This is a genomic window from Candidatus Binatia bacterium, from assembly GCA_036382395.1.
Taxonomy (GTDB): domain Bacteria; phylum Desulfobacterota; class Binatia; order HRBIN30; family HRBIN30; genus JAGDMS01.
This window is the reverse complement of record DASVHW010000429.1, coordinates 1-18,033: the sequence shown is the minus strand read 5'-3', so window position 1 is coordinate 18,033 and position 18,033 is coordinate 1. Positions and strand designations below refer to the sequence as shown.

Here is an 18,033-nt window from a genome sequence, read left to right as displayed (position 1 = left end):
TGACGTCAGGCGCTCGTCGTTGGCTTGATTCAGAATGCCTTCGTCAAAGCCATCGCGCACGGGTTTGAGCCTCAGGCCAAAGACGCCTCACCATAAAAGCCGCGTCGGCAGGCAGGCTGGACATTTTTCGTCAGTGTTCACCGGTCGCCCGGATCTTCCGTATCTTCCGCTTTGAAAAAATGCCAAAACATATGATAAGCAAGTGAAGTTGGAGCGTTCTAATATTGGCCAAGACGCAGCACACCCCACGATCGGCCGTACGCGGTCTGCCAAAGTGCCCGACGGGGATTCAGGGGCTCGATGAAATCACTGGCGGCGGCTTGCCTCGGGGGCGGCCGACGCTGGTGTGTGGCGCCGCCGGTTGCGGCAAAACCTTGTTGGCAATGCAGTTCCTGGTCCGCGGCGCGACCGACTACCACGAACCGGGCGTGTTCATGGCGTTCGAAGAGACCGCCGATGAGCTGGCGAAGAACGTCGCCTCACTCGGGTTCAATCTTCCAGCGCTGATCAGTCGCAAGCAGTTGTTCATCGACTACGTGTACGTCGAGCGCAGCGAGATCGAAGAAACCGGTGAGTACGATCTCGAGGGGCTCTTCATTCGGCTCGGCCATGCCATCGATTCTATCGGGGCCAAGCGCGTCGTGCTGGACACCGTAGAATCGCTCTTCGCGGCCCTGCCCAACATGCTGGTCCTGCGCGCCGAGCTGCGACGCCTGTTCCGCTGGCTGAAAGACAAGGGCGTTACGGTGATCATCACGGCCGAACAGGGGAACGGCACGCTCACCCGTCACGATCTGGAAGAGTACGTCTCGGACTGCGTCGTGCGGCTCGACCATCGGGTCACCGACCTGGTCTCCACGCGGCGGCTGCGCATCGTCAAGTACCGCGGCTCGGTGCACGGCACGAACGAATATCCCTTCCTGATCGACGAGGCCGGGCTTTTCGTGTTGCCGATCACCTCGCTGGACCTGCAGCACCCGGCCTCGACCGAACGGATCTCGTCCGGGGTTGCCCGGCTCGACTCCATGCTCGGTGGCCAGGGATACTTCCGCGGCAGCACCGTGCTGGTCTCCGGCACGGCCGGCACCGGGAAGAGCAGCCTGGCGGCGCACTTCGTCGATGCCGCCTGCCGCCGCGGCGAGCGCTGCCTGTATTTCGCCTTCGAAGAATCCCTGCATCAGATCACGCGCAACATGCGCTCGATTGGCCTGAACCTGCAGCCGTGGCTGCGCAAAGGGCGCCTGTACTTCTACGCGGCCCGTCCCACGCTCGGCGGCCTCGAGCAGCACCTGGCGGCAATGGCCAGGATGATCGACACATTCCGCCCACACGTGGTGGTGCTCGACCCGATCACCAACTTCGTGTCCGTCGGCCAGATCGCCGACGTCAAGTCGATGCTCATGCGCCTGGTCGATACCCTCAAGCGGCAACAGATCACCGCCCTCTTCACCAGCCTGACAGCGGCCGACAGTGCCCGGGAGCAGACCGCCGTCGGCATCTCCTCGTTGATGGATACCTGGTTGTCGCTGAGCACTATCGAGCTGAACGGCGAGCGCAACCGCGGGCTCTACGTCATCAAGTCGCGCGGCATGGCACACTCCAACCAGATCCGAGAGTTTCTCATCACCGATCACGGGATCGAGCTAGTCGACGTCAACCTCGGACCCAGCGGGGTACTCACCGGGTCGGCCCGCCTGGCCCAGGCCAGCCACGACCGCAGCGAGGCCGTTGCCCGGCAGCAAGAGGTGGAGCGCAGGCGACACGACCTGGAGCACAGACACGCGGCGCTCGACGCGCAGATTGCAGTCCTGCGGGCAGAGTACGAGCGCGAGGCTGACGAGGTGCAGAACAGCGTCGCCGAGTTGCAGCAGGGGGAGCAACGGACGCAGGTGGATCGCGCCGAGATGACGCGCCAGCGCAAGGCCGACAAGGCCCCCGCTGTCCGCCGCACACCGGGAGTGCACGCAAAGGGGGGGCGCCAATGAACCTGCCCAAGAGAAGAGTATCTACCAGCGCGCCGCACAGCGGACGGCGCTCGGCGAGCAGCGCGGAACGATGGGAACTACGGCTCTATGTCGCGGGGCAGACGCCGCGGTCGCTGGCAGCGTTCGCCAATCTCAAGCAGATTTGTGAGAACCACCTTGCAGGCAAGTATCGCATCGAGGTCATTGATCTGGTGAAGAACCCGCAACTCGCGCGCGGCGATCAGATCGTCGCAATCCCCACCCTGGTGCGGAGACTGCCGCCGCCGCTGAGCAAGATCATCGGGGATCTGTCGAACACCGAACGCGTGCTGATAGGCCTGCAATTGCGCGCGCGCCAGTGAGGGAGGCGACATAGTGCGACGCCGCAGTACCCGGGCGGAATTCGAGACTGTCCTGTCGAAACCGGCCGCCGCATGGTACGTGCTGCGCTTGTACGTCGTCGGTATGACGCCAAAATCCACCCGCGCCATCACCAACATCAAGGCGATCTGCGAGGAGTACCTACGTGGTCGCTATGAGCTGGAGGTGGTCGACGTGTACCAACAGCCGATGCTCGCCCAAGGCGAGCAAATCCTGGCGGTCCCAGCGCTAGTGAAAAAGCTCCCGCTGCCGTTGCGCACCATGGTGGGAGACCTGTCGAACACCGAGCGCGTGCTCCTCGGATTGGACCTGGGCAGAAGAAAGTAGCCATGCCGTCGCCCGCAGTGGATGTCGAACGTCGATGAGCGTCAAAGACACCGCGCCCCGCCCACGGCGCCTGAGCGTGCGGGAGCTGCGCGCGCGTCTCGCCGAGGCCGAACAAACCTTGCACGCGATTCAGGGCGGCGAGGTGGACGCGTTTGTCGTCCATACCCGGCACGGGGACCAAGTGTTCACGCTCCAGGGGGCCGAGCATCCGTATCGCGTGCTGGTAGAACAGATGGAAGAGGGTGCGGCGACGGTGAGCACCGATGGCACCATCTTATACGCCAACCGCTGCTTGGCGGCCATGCTCGGGACCGCGCTGCAGCGCCTGGTAGGCGCGTCCATCTATGCGTGTGTCAGCCCGGCCAATCAGCCGGCGGTTCGTGTGCTCCTGGAGCACGGCCGCACCGGAGCGTACCGCGCTGAAGCGACCCTGTGTGCGGCCGACGGCACGAGCGTCCCCGTCGCACTGGCCGCGAATCCTGTGCGGACGGAAGACGTCGAGGCCGTGTGTCTGATTCTCACCGACTTGACGAACCGCAAGCAAGCCGAGGAGGACGCACGCCAGCATCAGGCCGAACTGGCGCACGTGCTGCGCCTGAGCACGATGGGCGCATTAGCCGCCGAGTTGGCGCACGGGATCAATCAGCCGCTCGCGGCCATCGCCAACGACGTTGAGGCATGTGCCACGTACGTGCGGTCGGGCAAGGCCGCGTCTCGCAAACTGCTCGAGCTGCTGGAGCATGCCGCCGCCGAGGCGCTCGGCGCCGGCGACATTGTGCATCACATGCGGGAGTTCGTGCAGAAGCGAGGGTCCCATTTGGAGGCGACGAATCTGAATGGACTCGTTCGAAACGTTGCCCGCTTGCTGGAGCACGAGATCGTGCAGCGCGAGATCACGCTCCGACTGGATCTGGCGTCGCGACCAATTCCGGTACGCGCCGATCGCATCGAGATTGAACAGGTCCTCGTGAATCTCATCCAGAACGCCATCGAGGCGGTGAGCGAGGCCGGCAGCGAGCGGAAGCAGATCCACGTGCAGACCAGGAAGACGGAGGATGCGATGGCGGAGGTCACGGTGCGCGACATCGGCACGGGGCTCTCAGACGCCGCCGCGAAGCGCTTGTTCGAAGCCTTCTTTACCACTAAGCCGCAGGGACTTGGAATGGGGCTGGCAATCAGTCGTTCGATCATCGAGGCGCATCATGGACGCATCTGGATGGAGCCTCGGGCAGGCGGCGCCCGCGGCACGACGGTGCGATTCGCACTGCCGATGCAGCCTCCGAGCAAGCGCGCCCGCAGGACACGCCCATGACCACGGGTCCCGTCAAAAGACTAGGTGGTGCCGCGAACATGAAGCACGGCAAGGCTCGGTCGGCTCGATTCACGCAGCGGGAGCGTTCCTCCAGCGTGAACCGTCAAGATCCGACCGGGGGAACGACAGACAGGCCCGTGTTTCCGATTGTCGGCATCGGTGCCTCGGCGGGTGGGCTCGACGCCTTCAAGAAATTCTTCAGCGCCCTGCCGGCCGAGAGCGGCTTGGCCTTTGTCCTGATCCAGCACCTCGACCCGACACGCGAGAGCCTCACCGCCGAGTTGGTAGGCACGTACACACGGATGCGCGTGGTGCAGGTCGAGGATGGGATGCGGGTCGAGGCGAACGGTGTCTACGTCATTCCCCCAAACGCGTATCTGAGCATTCACGACCGCACCCTGCGGCTCAGCGTGCCCACGGCGCCGCGCAGCCTGCGGATGGCCGTCGATTTCTTTCTGCGTTCGTTGGCGGAGGACCAACATGAGAACGCGATCGGCATCATCTTGTCCGGCACCGGCACGGACGGGACGCTGGGGCTGAAGGAGATCAAGGCGGGCGGCGGTATGACGATGGTGCAGGACCCGCAAACCGCACAGCACGATGGCATGCCCCGCAGCGCAATCGCCAGCGGCAGCGCCGACTATGTCCTGCCGGCCGAACAGATGGCGGACGCCCTGCTGGCGTACGTGCAGCACGCGGCCGTGGCGGCGACCAACATGGCCGTGCTGCCGGAGAAGGCGCCCGATCCGCTGACGACCGCGGTGGAGGTGCTCCGCGCGCGCACCAAATTCGATTTCAGCGGCTACAAGAAGGGCACCCTGCGGCGGCGCATTCAACGCCGCATGAGTCTGAGACACCTCAATGAACTGCCCAAGTATGTGGAGGTGTTACGCAACAACCCCGCGGAGGTGGCCGCGCTGTTCAACGATCTGCTGATCAACGTGACCAGTTTCTTCCGCGAGCCGGCGGCGTGGCAGGTCCTCCAAGAGCAAGTGATTCGACGATTGGTCGCCGAGAAGGAGACGGACGCCCCGCTGCGCGTGTGGATACCAGCCTGCTCAACCGGCGAGGAAGCGTACTCGATCGCCATGATGCTGATCGAAGAGATCCAGGCGGCCGGGAGGAGCTGTCGCCTGCAGGTATTTGCGTCGGACGTCGATGCCGAGGCACTGGAGACGGCACGCGCTGGTATCTACCTTGAGGGGATCGCTGCCCACGTGTCAGCCGAGCGGTTGTCGCGGTTCTTCATCAGGGGCGAGCACAGCTACCGGGTCAACAACGAGCTGCGTGACACGGTCGTCTTCGCCCAACAGAGCCTAGTCAGCGACCCACCGTTCTCTCGGCTCGACCTGGTCAGTTGTCGCAATCTCTTCATCTATCTCGAGCCGGCGGTCCAGGAGCGACTCATCCCGCTGCTGCACTTTGCTCTGCTCGAAGGCGGCTACCTGTTCCTGGGCAGCGCCGAGGATATCGGGCTGCAAGCGGACCTGTTCGAGGTGGTGTCGACGAAGTGGCGCATCTATCGCCGCATCGGACCGACGCGCCACGACAGGTTCCAGTTTCCCCTCGCCGCCGCACCCGCCTCGACCGCCGTGCGCGTGCGCACCCCGAGGCTGCCGAATCCAGCCCGGTTGGCAACACTGGCGCAGCATCTGCTGCTGCAGCGCTACGCACCGGCGTGCGTGATCATCAATCGCGGCGGCGAGATCCTCTATTTCCACGGCCGGACCGACGACTACCTCATGCAACCGGCGGGTGTGCCGACGCAGGATCTCATCGCGCAGGCGCGCAGCGGGTTGCGCACCAAGCTGCGCGGCGCCATCCAAGAAGCCATCCGCGGCAATCAACGGGTCATCCTTCCCGGCGTTCAGATGCGCCGTGGCAATACGTTTCCACGCGTGAAAATAACGGTCGAGCCGCTCAATGCCACAACCACGGACACCGAAGGCTTGTGGTTGGTGTCTCTCGAAGACCAACCGGAGACCGCTGCACCGGTCGCCGCTCACACTGCCGCCGCGGCGAGCGCTGCTGACGTGGCCCTCGTGCACCAGCTCGAGTACGAGCTGAAGAGCACCAAGGAGGATCTGCAGCAGAATATTGAGGAACTCAGAGCGGCGAACGAAGAGTTGATGTCGGTCAACGAGGAGTTCCAGTCCAGCAATGAGGAGTTGGAAGCCTCGAAAGAGGAGCTGCAATCGCTCAACGAGGAGCTCACCACCGCCAACACGCAGCTCGAGGGCAAGATCACGGAGCTGGAAGCCGCCAACAACGACCTGGATAACCTGCTGACCAGCACCAACATCGCGACCCTGTTTCTGGACACGCAACTGCGCATCCGGCGCTTCACACCGGCCGCTACCCGGCTCTTCAGCCTGATCCCGTCGGATATCGGCCGCCCTATCGGCGACATCGCGCAGATGTTCACCGACCCCGGTCTCCTGCCCGACGCCGCGGCGGTCCTCCAACAGCCGATAACGCCGAGGACGGAAGTGCAAACTCGCGACGGCCGGTGGTACGTCCGGCAGGTCCTCCCCTACCGCACGCGCGACAACCGCACCGAAGGTGTGGTGATCACGTTCTCCGACGTGGCGGCGGAGGCGCTCCAGGAAGCACGACTCTATGCCGAGTCCATCGTCGACACGGTGCGCGAACCGCTGCTGGTGCTCGACGGAAACTTGCGAGTGCGTTCGGCAAATCGGTCCTTCTACGCCACCTTCCACGCCTCCCAGGAGGAAACTGTCGGACGGTTGCTGTACGAGCTGGGCAATCGCCAGTGGGATATTCCCAAGTTGCGGACGCTGCTCGAAGACGTTCTGCCCGAGAAGCACGTGATGAACGACTTCGAGGTGGAGCCCACTTTTGAGTCGATTGGTCCGCGGATCATGCAGCTCAATGCACGGGCCATCGATCGCGGCGGCGATCGTCCGTATTTCATCCTCCTCGCCATTGAAGACATCACCGACCGCCAACGGGCTCAAGAAGCCGTGCGGGAGGGCCAAGCCCTCAAGCACTTCGAAGAACAGGTGCGGCAGCGGCAAGCCGAGCTGGCGCACGCGCTGCGCATCAGCACCATCGGCGAACTGGCCACCGGCTTGGCGCACGAGCTCAACCAGCCGCTGTCGGCGATTGCCAACGGAGTGGAAGCGTGTGCTCGGTATGTGCGGTCGGGCAAAGCCAAGTCGACCAAGCTCCTGGCGCTGTTGGACGACGCATCGGAGGAGGCCGTGCGGGCCGGGAGCATCGTGGAGCACCTGCGCCACTTCATTGAGAAGGGAAAGCCGCAGTTCGAGCCGACGGATCTGCGCGAGATTGCCCGCAATGTACCGCGTTTGTTGGGTCACGAGATCCAGCAGGAGCACATCACGCTGCGGCTCGACTTGCACCCGCGACCGATTCCGATCTATGCGGATCGCATTCAGATCGAGCAAATCCTCGTGAACTTGATGCAGAACGCCATCGATGCCATTCGGGAAGCACCAGGCGACCGCCAAGAAATCCAGCTCCAGGTGTGGGCAGCGAAGGGCATGGCGGAATTGGCTGTGCGCGACACCGGCGCCGGCGTCTCTGCCGCAGCCACAGAGCGCATGTTCGAGCCGTTCTTCACCACCAAGCCACATGGTCTGGGAATGGGCCTGGCGATCAGCCGTTCCATCCTCGAGGCGCATCGGGGCCGGGTCTGGGTGAAGCGCCGCGCCGACGGGGCCCGCGGGACCACCATCCGCTTCACGTTGCCGCTGCTGCAGCCGCCCGGGGCGGCGCGGAAGAAGCGTGCCACATGACCGCCGAAGCAACCGTCTTTGTGGTGGACGACAACCTCGGCGTGCGCAAGTCGTTGCGCGCCCTGCTGGAGTCGGTGGGACTCGCGGTCGAGACGTACGCTTCGGGTGAAGAATTCCTTGCCGCCTACGAGCCGGAACGCCCGGGGTGCCTGGTGCTGGACGTGCGCTTGCGACACGGCAATGGCCTGGACGTGCAGGATGAACTGCGACGGCGCAAGACGACGCTTCCCATCATTGTCCTGACCGGCCACGGGAATGTGCCGACCTCCGTGCGGGCACTGAAGGCGGGAGCGGTGGAGTTTCTGCAGAAGCCGGCACCGCCCAAGCTGTTGCTGGAGCGTATCCGCGCGGCGATCGACAGCGACCGCCAGGCACGCGCGGTGACCACCGAACGCACCGTCGTGATCGAGCGACTCGCGCGCCTGACGCCTCGCGAGCGCGAAGTCATGGAGCTGCTCATTGGCGGCAAGACGTCCAAGGAGATCGCGGTGGCGATGAACGTCAGTGTCCGCACCGTCGAAGGGCACCGCCGCATGGTGTTGTCGAAGATGAACGCCTCCTCGGCAACGCAGCTCGTTCGTACCGTGCTGGGCGTGCGAGAAGCGATTCCGCGCTGATCCCAATGTCAGTCGAGTTAGGCTTCGAGCAAGCGACCAGACCGGGTGGCGCGGAGGCACGCGATCCTCCCTCACCGTACGGTGTCTCGTTCAGGCCTCGACGCCTTTGGTCTCGGATCTCGGGAGGATGAAATAGAAGGTCGCTCCTTACATCGGCACGGTGGCCGAGTCTGGGCCGAGGCCGCCGTCGAGCGCGGCACCACGATCTCCTTCACACTCGGACCTGCCGAGCCCGCTCCCGAACGCGTACAACTATCCGCGTAGAACCACGCGCGTAGTAATCCGAGCTTACGGCGCAGCCGTCCCTCCTATAAAAGGAGGCGTATGACGATGGAAGCGAATCTACAGCTGGCGGAAGTTCCCAGTAGCTTGACGCAACTCGACATCATCCTGCCGTCGCAACACTTCGGACCGCGGCGCAAGCAGGCACCCGAGCAACGGCTCATGATTGCCGTCCTTCACGACGCGCTCGATTGCCTTGAGAAGTATCGCTTGGCCACGGGCAATCACGGTCGCCGGCTCTTCCACGAGGCGAAGCAATGGTTCCTCGCCGACGAGACCGAATGGCCGTACTCCTTCGAATGCATTTGTGGGGTCCTCGATCTCGACTCGAATGCCGTGCGCCAGCGTCTACGCGTGGCGCCAGAGCCCCAACCAGTACCCGAGTTACGTGCGGCCCTTCTCCAAAGATGAGACTTGGGACCGTTGAAGGAGGAACTATGTCAGCAGGATCGCCGGAGCCAACCGGGCAGGTGGTGCCTCTCGAGGGAAACGCCAACGGGCGGCAGAGCAATACCGCAGCGGGGCCGTTGGGCTTGAGCCTAATGACGATCGATGCGGGCCGACAAATGGCAGAGATGGAACGCCTGTTCGGCGCCGCTGGAAACCACACTGGCCAGATGGAAGCGCTAGCCACTCTACAACGCTGGCAGTTCGATCCGAGGTTGGACAGTGCATCTCGGCAGAGAGCGAGCGCGCTTGCTTGGAGGTTTCAACCGAATGGCTGGGACGAAGTCTGACCGCTGCCAGCGCCCGCCGCTGCTCAGCGACGCGGGGAATGACTGACCTCGCGAAGCGAACCAACGAAAGGACAAAAACAATGAACTGGGATCAAATCGAAGGCAAGTGGAAGGAACTCAAGGGGCGATTCGGGGAAAAGTGGGGGAAGCTGACCGATGACGATCTCGCGACCATCGGCGGCAAGCGCGACAAGCTCGCCGGATTGCTGCAGCAGAAATATGGGCTCGCGAAAGAGCGCATCGAAGAACAAATTGCGGCGTTCGAACGGCACCTTGATCAGACGCCTTGAAGCAACGCGCCCGCCCGCATGATCGGCACGCGAACGGAGGAAGCGCCATGTTGCACTACGCCGTCGTCTTTTTCGTCATTGCCCTGATTGCTTCGGTGCTCGGGTTCCGTGGCATCGCCGGCATGTCGGCGCAGATTGGCTGGGTGTTCGCCGTCATCGCCGTCATCTTCCTGGCTGTCGCGCTGCTCAGTGGTCGCGGCTCCATTGCAATTCCGTGACCGCGGCGGCGCTCACTGATACAGCGCCGCAAGTCACGCAAGACGTATCATTCACATCAACCACAGTAAGGAGCATCATGATACAACCACGAAAAGTCATTTTGCGAGGACCCGGGAAGCGGTCCAGCATGCTCGCTGCACTGCTGAGCTGCGTCCTCGTTGCCCCTGCCCTTGCGGCACAACCTGACGCGTGGATCACGACGAAGAGCAAGCTGGCGCTGCTGACGACCGAGGGTGTGAGCGCCACAGCCGTGAGCGTCGATACCGTCAACCAGCAGGTGACCTTGCACGGCAAGGTGCGCTCCGCCGAGGAGAAGGCCAAGGCCGAGACCGTCGTCAAAACGATTGACGGCGTGCAGGGCGTGCGCAATCTCCTCGAGGTGGTGGCGCCCCGGCACGAGAAGGCCGTGCAGCGCTCTGATGACGACATCAAAAAGCAGATGAATACAGCGCTGCAGGGGCAGCCCTCACTGAAGGACAGCGCGATCACCGTGCAGTCCGTGAATAACGGGGTGGTCCTGCTTGCCGGTACGGCGAAGACGCTGACAGATCACCTGAGCGCCGTCGAGGTCGCGTCCGGCGTTCCGGGCGTGCGTCACGTGTCCAGCGAAATTCAGAGCCCCGACACACTGGCTGATAAGGAGATCTGGCGCGAGCGCACGGCGCAGAAGTCCAATGCCGAGTACGGCGCCGCCGACGCGTCGCGCGATGTGTGGATCACATCAATGGCGAAGATGCGTTTGCTGGCTGACAGTCAGACGCCGGCGCTCGACATCAATGTGGACACCCGTGATGGAGTGGTGACGCTCTTCGGCATCGTGCCGGCAAAAGAAGCCAAGCGGGCGGCGGAGGCCGATGTGCGCAAGGTGAGCGGTGTCAAACGTGTAAAGAACGAACTGCAGGTGGTGGCCAGTGCCAAGCAACCCGGCGTGAAGGCGCAGGACGACGAGATCGAGGGCGAGGTGAAGAAGGCCCTCCAGAACCATGAGGACTTGAACGGCGTCAACGTAGCGGTGAAGAACTGCGTGGCGCGGCTGACCGGAACCGTCCCTACGGGGATGCAGCGCCTCGAGGCCGCCGTCGTGGCGCGCTCGACGGTAGGCGTCTGCTCGGTGCAGGACGATCTGCGCATCGCGGACTGACCTGGGACACGTCATGTTTTCATTGAACGGTTCGGCGAATTACACCCGGTGGCGTCCCACGGAAACACGGACGGCCGAGCCCAGAAAAGACGTGTAGAGCTGCGCGTCGAATGACCGCATCTCTCTACACACACAGCCCCGGCGGCGCTTCCGGACCCCCCTCCGGTGCCGCCGGGGCTCCCCCAAACTGAGGAGGATCGCCATGGGACCATTCAATCGGTTCGCAAGGGGGTCAAGTCCGTCAAGAACGACATGCGGGTGAAAAAGCAGCAGTGAATCCACTCGTCCCCAATGCGCGGCCGGCTCGGCGAGCTCTGGCATCGCCTAGCGAGCGCAGTGCGCTCGCGGACCGCTGTATGAGCGCCGCTCCACAACTGCGCGACGTCGATCGTTACAATCGTCGATTTTACGAACGCTGCTGGCGAGCCGCATCGCTGCTGGCGATGCCGGGCGTCCGGGCTCCGGCTAACGCTGAGGGGTTGCAAGTTGAAATTGGCTGTGGCCTGCGGCCGCGCCTGCCGCTCGCCGAGGCGCTGTTCGTCGATGTCAGTCCGACAGCCTGCACGAAGCTACGGCGCGCCGGCGCGCGCGTCATCCGTGCGAGCATCGAGGCGCTGCCGTTCGCGTCGGGTGCCGTATCGCAGCTGTACCTGTTCGACATCCTGGAACACGTCAGCGACGACGTCGGTGTGGGGCGCGAGCTCGCGCGCGTGAGTGCGGCGAACGGATGGCTCGTCCTGAGCACGCCGCTGCATGTGCATCGGTGGCATGAGTTCGACCGCGTCGTCGGTCATGCGCGCCGGTACGAGCCGCGGGCGTTGGTGGATCTGCTCTGCGGATCCGGGTTCACGTTCGAAGGCTTTGCGCCTTTCGGCATGCGGCCGCGCAGTGCATGGCTCACTCGGATTGGCGCGTACTGCCTGGTGCATTGGCCACGGACGGCGTTCCGGTTCCAAGAGCGGCTCCTGCGCCTGACGCAACGCCGCGCGCAGCCGACGCAGTTGCGGCGTGCCGGTGTGGATGAGTTTCTTGTCGAGGTGGCGGACGCGGATGGGGTTGTGACGGCGTGGCGCCATCGCCGACCCACTTGAAGATGCGGGGTGCAGGAGCGAACTCTGGCCGTGCCGTCTTCCCTTGCTTCTAGAGAGTGCGCCAAGGCTGAGCCTGCCGGCCGCCCACTGTGCGCTGCCGAGGCAGCGGCGGAGGACAGCGCGGCAGAGGCGTTCTACACGGCTGCCGCGGCGACTGTCTTTGTGGTGGACGACAACGGCGGGGTGCGCAAGTCGTTGCGCGCGTTGCTGGAGTCGGCGGGTCTCGCGGTCGAGACGTACGCCTCGGGTGAAGAGTTCCTCGCCGCCTACGATCCCGAGCACCCGGGCTGCCTGGTGCTGGATGTCCGCTTGCGATCCGGCAGCGGCCTTGACCTTCAGGACGAACTCCGCCGGCGCAAGGCGATACTCCCGATCATTGTGCTGACCGGCCACGGGAATGTGCAGACCTCCGTGCGGGCGCTGAAGGCGGGGGCATTCGACTTCCTGCAAAAACCGGCGCCGCCCACTGTGTTACTGGAGCGGATCGGTGCCGCGATCGACTTCGATCACCAGGCACGCGCGGCGACGACCGACCGCGCCGCCGTCAGCGAGCGACTCGCGCACCTCACGCCCCGCGAGCGCCAAGTAATGGAGTTGCTGATCGCGGGCAAACCGTCCAAGGAGATCGCGGTGGCGTTGCATGTCAGCGTCCGTACCGTGGAAGGACACCGCCGCATGGTGCTCTTGAAGGTGAACGTCTCCTCGGCCGCGCAGCTGGTCCGCGTCGTGCGTGGGCAGTGCAACGCGTAGAACCACGCGCGTAGTACTGCGATCTTACCGCGCCGCCGCGCCTCGTATACAAACATGTATGGCTCTGAGCCCGCTACGTCGTTCGCGCCGATTGTCGAGGTGTTCGCGGAACAACTCGGCGGCCCAGCAGTTAGGGTGTGAGGTGCCGCATCCGCCCGCAGCGTGGTGCCGCATTCCTTGCCCTCGAGGTTTCATTGATGCGCATTGATGTGGTGCTACTCAGCGGTATGCTTACGCTCGGCGCAACAGCCGGGTGCGCGGGCCGCACGACCAAGGTCGCGCAGACGGTTGGAGTCGAGGAGCCGGCCCCTGCGACTGGTACCGACGAGGCGCAGCCACGACGCCGAGCCAAAACCACCGTAACGACCACCACCACGGCGGAGAGCGACAAGAGCGCCTCTGGAATCGTCGGCAGTGCCGCGGCCCACCGCGATCCGGGGGATCCCATCCAACTCATGTGGGTCGAGGGTGACGTCGCCGGGATGACTTCGATCCTCTCCGTCGACGGCACTTCGACCATCGGCTTCGTCGACTATCATCAGCGCCGCCGCGGTGACGTGCTGGAGGCCGTGCGCATCGCCCGATTCAACGACGGCTCCACCGATGAGGACCGGGTCGAGGCGCGGATCGGGAAGACGCTTCAGACCATCCGTGGCCGCTCGATTATTCGCAACGCAAAGGGAGTCCGCACCGTCGACATTACGATCGACGTCGCGGGCGGCCGCATCACGGGGTTCTCGGGTCTCGGCGAAAAGCGCGAGACGTACGACGAGCGCGTCGAGCTGCCACCCGGCACGTACTGGGGTCCGTTGATCTTCATCGTGATCAAGAACTTCGAGCAGAACGCCGTTGACGGCCGCCTCGTCTTCCGGACGGTCGTCCCCACGCCGAAGCCCCGCGTTCTCGACATGGAGCTTCTTCGGCAGGAGGAGACCACCGTGCGTCGTCCTGGCGGGAAAATCGACGTCGTGCGCTTTGCACTCCGCCCGACCGTCAACTGGCTCATCGATCCGGTCCTTCACATGCTCACCCCGGAAACCAACTTCTTCGTAAAGCCCGGTGCGCCGCCCGGCCTCGCACGTTTCCAAGGACCGCGTAACTTCGCGGGGCAGAAGATTCGCATCGAATGACCGCAGTAGTACGCGCGTAGTTCTACGCGCGTACTACTCCGAGCTTACACCGTTGCCGTGCGCCTTGTACAAAGAGGGCTATGGATGTCACGGCACGATAGGGAGGCAACAATGACCCAGGCAAAAAGCAACGGCACCGGACCGGTGAACTCATTGCCCAGTTGGTTGGCTGCCAGCGGGAGAGCAGCATGACCCAGCCGCCGCGCGTCAGATGGTCGGACGATCGCGCCGATCTTGTTGGGAGTCCGCGAAATCTCCAGAAAAGATACGCTGCTTACCAGGCCGGCGGACTGAGCCAGCAAGAGACTGGTCAGCCGGCGACGCAGCCCGACCCGACGCTGAGCTCCGGGGAAAACGCCAACCAGGAACCGAGCAGTATGCTGGCGAAGATGTCCAGCCCGAGATGTTCAAGAACGCTGTGGGCCGACAAGTGGCAGAGGTAACAATGAGCCGGCGCTCCGCACGCGCTCCGGCGGTCGGTTCGTCACGAGGGTGGAGGTCACCCGGCTTCAGTGACGTGGGTCTGTAAGGGGAGAACCTTGGAAGAGCCGTGGGGACCAATGCCTAGGAGGCCTGTGACATGCGCCACCGAACGAATGTGATGACCGTGGTGATGCTCAGCGGCGTGCTGACGCTCTGCGCGGCAGCGGGGTGCGCGAGCCACGCGACCAAGACCACGCAGACGGTTGCGGCCGAGGAGCCGGCAACTGGTACCGACGAGGCGCCGCAGCCACGTCCAGCCCAAGGAACCGTAACGACCACTACCACGACCGAGAGCAACGAGAGTTCTCCTGGGATCATCGGCAGTGCTTTCGGTTTGGTGTGGGCCGTTGTCAGCTTCCCGTTTCGCGTTATCGGTGCGCTGTTTTGAGAACACGGGCCTGGAAGAGTTCGCCGCGGTTCTTTACGGTGCCTTCCCAGGACTGCCCCGGCATCACTGGAAGAGCTTCGCGGTCGTGCGCATCTGGTGCCCCCTTGGTGCCCCCTCGTAAACGCTTCGATCAGCTTGATAAACGGACGACACACATGGACGAGCCCAGCGCGAATGCGAACCCGATGGCGGCAAGAGTCGCCCCTGCCGTAGAAGAACATAGGGCACCGTTACGGGCGTGGCGTCGACGGTTGCTAGTCTGCGCGTATGCTTTCATCATCTGTTGCTGGCTGCAGTCAGGCGCGGCGGCGGAGAGCACGGAGGACGAGACTTTCATTCGCGGCTACGTAGCGGCGATCCTGCAGCAGGATTTCAAGATGGCCGCGCCCGCGGTGACCGTGAAGGGCCGGTTGATTACGATCGCCGGTGACTTGAGCGACAACGACCGCAAGAAGCTGCAGGTGATTCTCGACAAGAATGGTCACGGTCAGTACCGCTTGGTCGTAGAAGAGATTTCTTCAGTGGAAGCGTTCCCCGGATCCTCTATCTTTTTGCCGCTACTCGCCGATCCCCGTTGGCCGCACTTCTCGGCCGCGTACCACTATTACATCGGCGACAAGGCCTTGAAGCACGCTGCGACCGTCAGCTTCGGAGAGTCCTTCTCGCTCGTGCGATTTCACCTCAATGCGCACTCCGACGTCGATATTGGCATTCACGCCGGTGTCTTCGCGCTTTTCGACCTGGGTTCTTCTTCATTCGATCTCCTCAACGCCGACTATCTCGTCGGCCTGCCCATTGCCTATCGCAATGGAAAGTTCAGTGCCCTGTTCAGGCCCTTTCATCAAAGCTCACATCTGGGAGACGAATTTCTGCTGAGGCACTCCGCCCCGACACGCGTCAATCTGAGCTATGAAACACTGGAGGTTCTCGGCTCCTACGAATGGCCCTGGGGTTTTCGCACTTACGCCGGGGCAGGGTACATCGTCCACTACGAGCCACACCTCGACCCAATAACAACGCAGGGTGGCATCGAGTGGGTGGGTTCAGAGGAGGGTCGCCTGCAGTTGGTCACTCAAAGAATTGCCCCACTTTCGCGCTTCAAGGTGCGCCCGATGGCGGCATTCGACGTGAAGTATCACCAAGAGGGCGGATGGGCTGGCGATTTTTCCCCTCGACTCGGTGTGCAGCTCAGCAGCGGAACCACACGCAACTTTCAGCTCCTGCTGGAGTACTTTCACGGCAAGTCCCCGAACGGACAGTTCTACGTGAACAACGTCGAGTACATGGGCATTGGAGGCCATCTCCACTTCTGAACCCCTCGCCGCACCGGCGTGGGGGCGTAGAACCACGCGCGTAGTACTCCGAACTTATGGCGTTGCCGTGCCTGTTGTACAAAGGAGAAGAACCATGACCCGACGAAAGAGAATCATTCCCCGAGCAGCCGGGTGGCGGGCCGGTGTGCTCGCGGCAGTGCTCGGCTGCACCCTGGCTGGGCCGGCTCTCGCTGCACCGACCGACGCCTGGATCACCACGAAAATCAAGTTGGCGCTGCTCACGACCGAGGGCGTCAGCGGCGTGGCAGTTCGCGTCGATACCATCAACCGCCGGGTGACGTTGCACGGCAAGGTGGGCTCCGGCGAGGAGAAGGAGAAGGCCGAGAGCGTCGCTAAGACCATCGATGGTGTGCAGGCGGTGGTCAACCTCCTGGAGGTGGTGGCGCCGCAGCGCGAGAAGGTGGTGCAGCAGTCTGACGATCGCATCAAGAAGCAAGTCGCCAAAGCGCTGAAAGCCGACACGTCCCTGAAAGGGAGCAGCATCTCCCCGAAATCCGTGAACAACGGTGCGGTACTACTCTCCGGCACGGCGAGGACGCTGGCGGATCACCTGAGCGCCGTCGAGGTCGCGGCTGGCGTCCCGGGCGTCCGACGCGTGACCAGCGAAATTCAGAGCTCCGACACATTGGCTGACGCGGAAATCTGGCGCGACAGCAAGAAGGAGCAGCTGTCCAATGCCGCGTATGGTGTAGGGAACGCGTCGCGCGACGTGTACCTCACCTCCATAACGAAGATGCGCCTGCTGGCCGACAGCCGGACCCCGGCGCTCGACATCAATGTGGATACCCGCGATGGCGTGGTGACGCTCTTCGGCATCGTGCCGGGGAACGAAGCCAAGAGGGCCGCAGAGGCCGATGCGCGCAAGGTGAGCGGCGTGCGGGGTGTGAGGAACGAGCTGCAGGTGGTGCCCAGCGCCAAACAGCGCGGCGTGAAGGCGCAGGACGACGAGATCGAGGGCGAGGTGAAGAAGGCCCTCCAGAACCATGAGGACTTGAAGGGCGTCAACGTAGCGGTGAAGAACTGCGTTGCGCGGCTGACCGGAACCGTTCCCACGGGCATGGAGCGCCTCGAGGCCGCGGTCGTGGCGCGGTCGACGCTGGGCGTCTGCTCGGTGGTGCAGGACGATCTGCGCGTCGCGGACTAGGCTGGTTGCAACCTCGTGCTTCACTGTCAGAAACGAGAGGCGAGTCACTATGCCACTGATTAACGTGATCATAGTTCTAGTGATCGTTGGAGTGCTTCTCTACATTGTAGAGACCCTTCTTCCAATTGATGCAACGATCAGACGTATCATTCATATCGTTGTCGTTCTCGCGGTCTGCATATGGTTGCTGCAAGCATTCGGAATCATTGGGCCATTGGGATCGTTTCGGTTCAGATAGGCTCGCGCATTGGGGCGACATGGCGCTGGCACCTGAAGTGCTAGAATCGTTGTGCGGAATAGGTCCGCAACTGGTGCAATACGGTGAATCGGCCGCGTGACGTGCAGCACGTGGCGGCCAGTCAACCGAGCCAGCAAATCCAAAAGGAGGGATCGAGATGATGTGCAAACGTTCAGTCTTGGTGTTTTCGCTTTTCGTACTGGGGGCCGTTTCATCCGCCCAGGCCGTTGATGGTCCATTCGTCGGCATCGACCTGGGCGCTTCCGTGCCGACCAATGGCAACTATCGGGCGCACGTCCACGAGGGCGCTACCGCCAATCCGTATGCCGGCTACATGTTCAATGACTATCTCGGGCTGCAGGGCCAGATCCACACCACCTTCCAGGTCCCGGACAACGACCACCGCGGCTTCGCGCATGAGAACCG

At 63.4% G+C, this 18,033-nt stretch carries 18 protein-coding genes; all 18 read left to right on the top strand.

The annotated features are described in order from the left end of the window. Positions 1-221: 221 nt before the first annotated feature. A complete protein-coding gene (kaiC, locus tag VF515_21320) occupies positions 222-1,985 on the top strand; it encodes a circadian clock protein KaiC (protein ID HEX7410170.1) in 1,764 nt (587 codons plus the stop codon). After that, on the top strand, positions 1,982-2,326 hold the full coding sequence (locus VF515_21315) for a circadian clock KaiB family protein (protein ID HEX7410169.1): 345 nt from the start codon (positions 1,982-1,984) through the stop codon (positions 2,324-2,326). Before kaiC ends, VF515_21315 begins: the two co-directional genes overlap by 4 nt. A 13-nt stretch (positions 2,327-2,339) precedes the next feature. Next, positions 2,340-2,672: a circadian clock KaiB family protein gene (locus tag VF515_21310; protein HEX7410168.1), complete on the top strand. Its 333-nt coding sequence runs from the start codon at positions 2,340-2,342 to the stop codon at positions 2,670-2,672. Positions 2,673-2,706: 34 nt separating this feature from the next. Then, the gene (locus VF515_21305; GenBank protein HEX7410167.1) at positions 2,707-3,984 is read left to right on the top strand and encodes an ATP-binding protein; all 1,278 of its coding nucleotides are present in this window, start codon (positions 2,707-2,709) and stop codon (positions 3,982-3,984) included. Between the two features lie 38 nt (positions 3,985-4,022). Further along, complete coding sequence (locus tag VF515_21300; protein HEX7410166.1) at positions 4,023-7,763, top strand: chemotaxis protein CheB; 3,741 nt, start codon at positions 4,023-4,025, stop codon at positions 7,761-7,763. Further along, positions 7,760-8,380 (top strand): response regulator, encoded by a 621-nt coding sequence (locus VF515_21295; protein ID HEX7410165.1) that lies wholly within the window; start codon positions 7,760-7,762, stop codon positions 8,378-8,380. The genes VF515_21300 and VF515_21295 overlap by 4 nt, the downstream gene beginning before the upstream one ends. Before the next feature lie 330 nt (positions 8,381-8,710). Beyond that, positions 8,711-9,073 carry a hypothetical protein gene (locus tag VF515_21290; protein HEX7410164.1) on the top strand — a complete coding sequence of 121 codons (363 nt, stop codon included), beginning with the start codon at positions 8,711-8,713 and terminating at the stop codon, positions 9,071-9,073. Positions 9,074-9,479: 406 nt separating this feature from the next. After that, entirely contained in the window at positions 9,480-9,689 is a 210-nt protein-coding gene (locus tag VF515_21285; protein ID HEX7410163.1) for a CsbD family protein, read from the top strand. A 47-nt stretch (positions 9,690-9,736) separates the two neighbouring features. Beyond that, complete coding sequence (locus tag VF515_21280) at positions 9,737-9,907, top strand: DUF1328 domain-containing protein (protein HEX7410162.1); 171 nt, start codon at positions 9,737-9,739, stop codon at positions 9,905-9,907. 77 nt (positions 9,908-9,984) lie between these two features. After that, positions 9,985-11,049, top strand: coding sequence for a BON domain-containing protein (locus VF515_21275; GenBank protein HEX7410161.1), 1,065 nt, complete (start codon positions 9,985-9,987; stop codon positions 11,047-11,049). A gap of 356 nt (positions 11,050-11,405) precedes the next feature. Continuing rightward, positions 11,406-12,140 carry a methyltransferase domain-containing protein gene (locus VF515_21270; GenBank protein HEX7410160.1) on the top strand — a complete coding sequence of 245 codons (735 nt, stop codon included), beginning with the start codon at positions 11,406-11,408 and terminating at the stop codon, positions 12,138-12,140. 9 nt (positions 12,141-12,149) lie between these two features. Continuing rightward, positions 12,150-12,890: a response regulator gene (locus VF515_21265; GenBank protein HEX7410159.1), complete on the top strand. Its 741-nt coding sequence runs from the start codon at positions 12,150-12,152 to the stop codon at positions 12,888-12,890. A gap of 197 nt (positions 12,891-13,087) precedes the next feature. Beyond that, positions 13,088-14,020 (top strand): hypothetical protein, encoded by a 933-nt coding sequence (locus VF515_21260; protein ID HEX7410158.1) that lies wholly within the window; start codon positions 13,088-13,090, stop codon positions 14,018-14,020. Between the two features lie 580 nt (positions 14,021-14,600). Then, positions 14,601-14,891: a hypothetical protein gene (locus VF515_21255; GenBank protein ID HEX7410157.1), complete on the top strand. Its 291-nt coding sequence runs from the start codon at positions 14,601-14,603 to the stop codon at positions 14,889-14,891. A gap of 185 nt (positions 14,892-15,076) precedes the next feature. Continuing rightward, on the top strand, positions 15,077-16,204 hold the full coding sequence (locus tag VF515_21250; GenBank protein HEX7410156.1) for a DUF1207 domain-containing protein: 1,128 nt from the start codon (positions 15,077-15,079) through the stop codon (positions 16,202-16,204). 94 nt (positions 16,205-16,298) lie between these two features. Next, positions 16,299-17,369: a BON domain-containing protein gene (locus VF515_21245; protein ID HEX7410155.1), complete on the top strand. Its 1,071-nt coding sequence runs from the start codon at positions 16,299-16,301 to the stop codon at positions 17,367-17,369. Between the two features lie 49 nt (positions 17,370-17,418). Further along, positions 17,419-17,607: a Thivi_2564 family membrane protein gene (locus VF515_21240; GenBank protein HEX7410154.1), complete on the top strand. Its 189-nt coding sequence runs from the start codon at positions 17,419-17,421 to the stop codon at positions 17,605-17,607. Positions 17,608-17,764: 157 nt separating this feature from the next. Further along, positions 17,765-18,033: hypothetical protein (locus tag VF515_21235; GenBank protein HEX7410153.1), on the top strand; the 269-nt coding region annotated here is incomplete at its 3' end.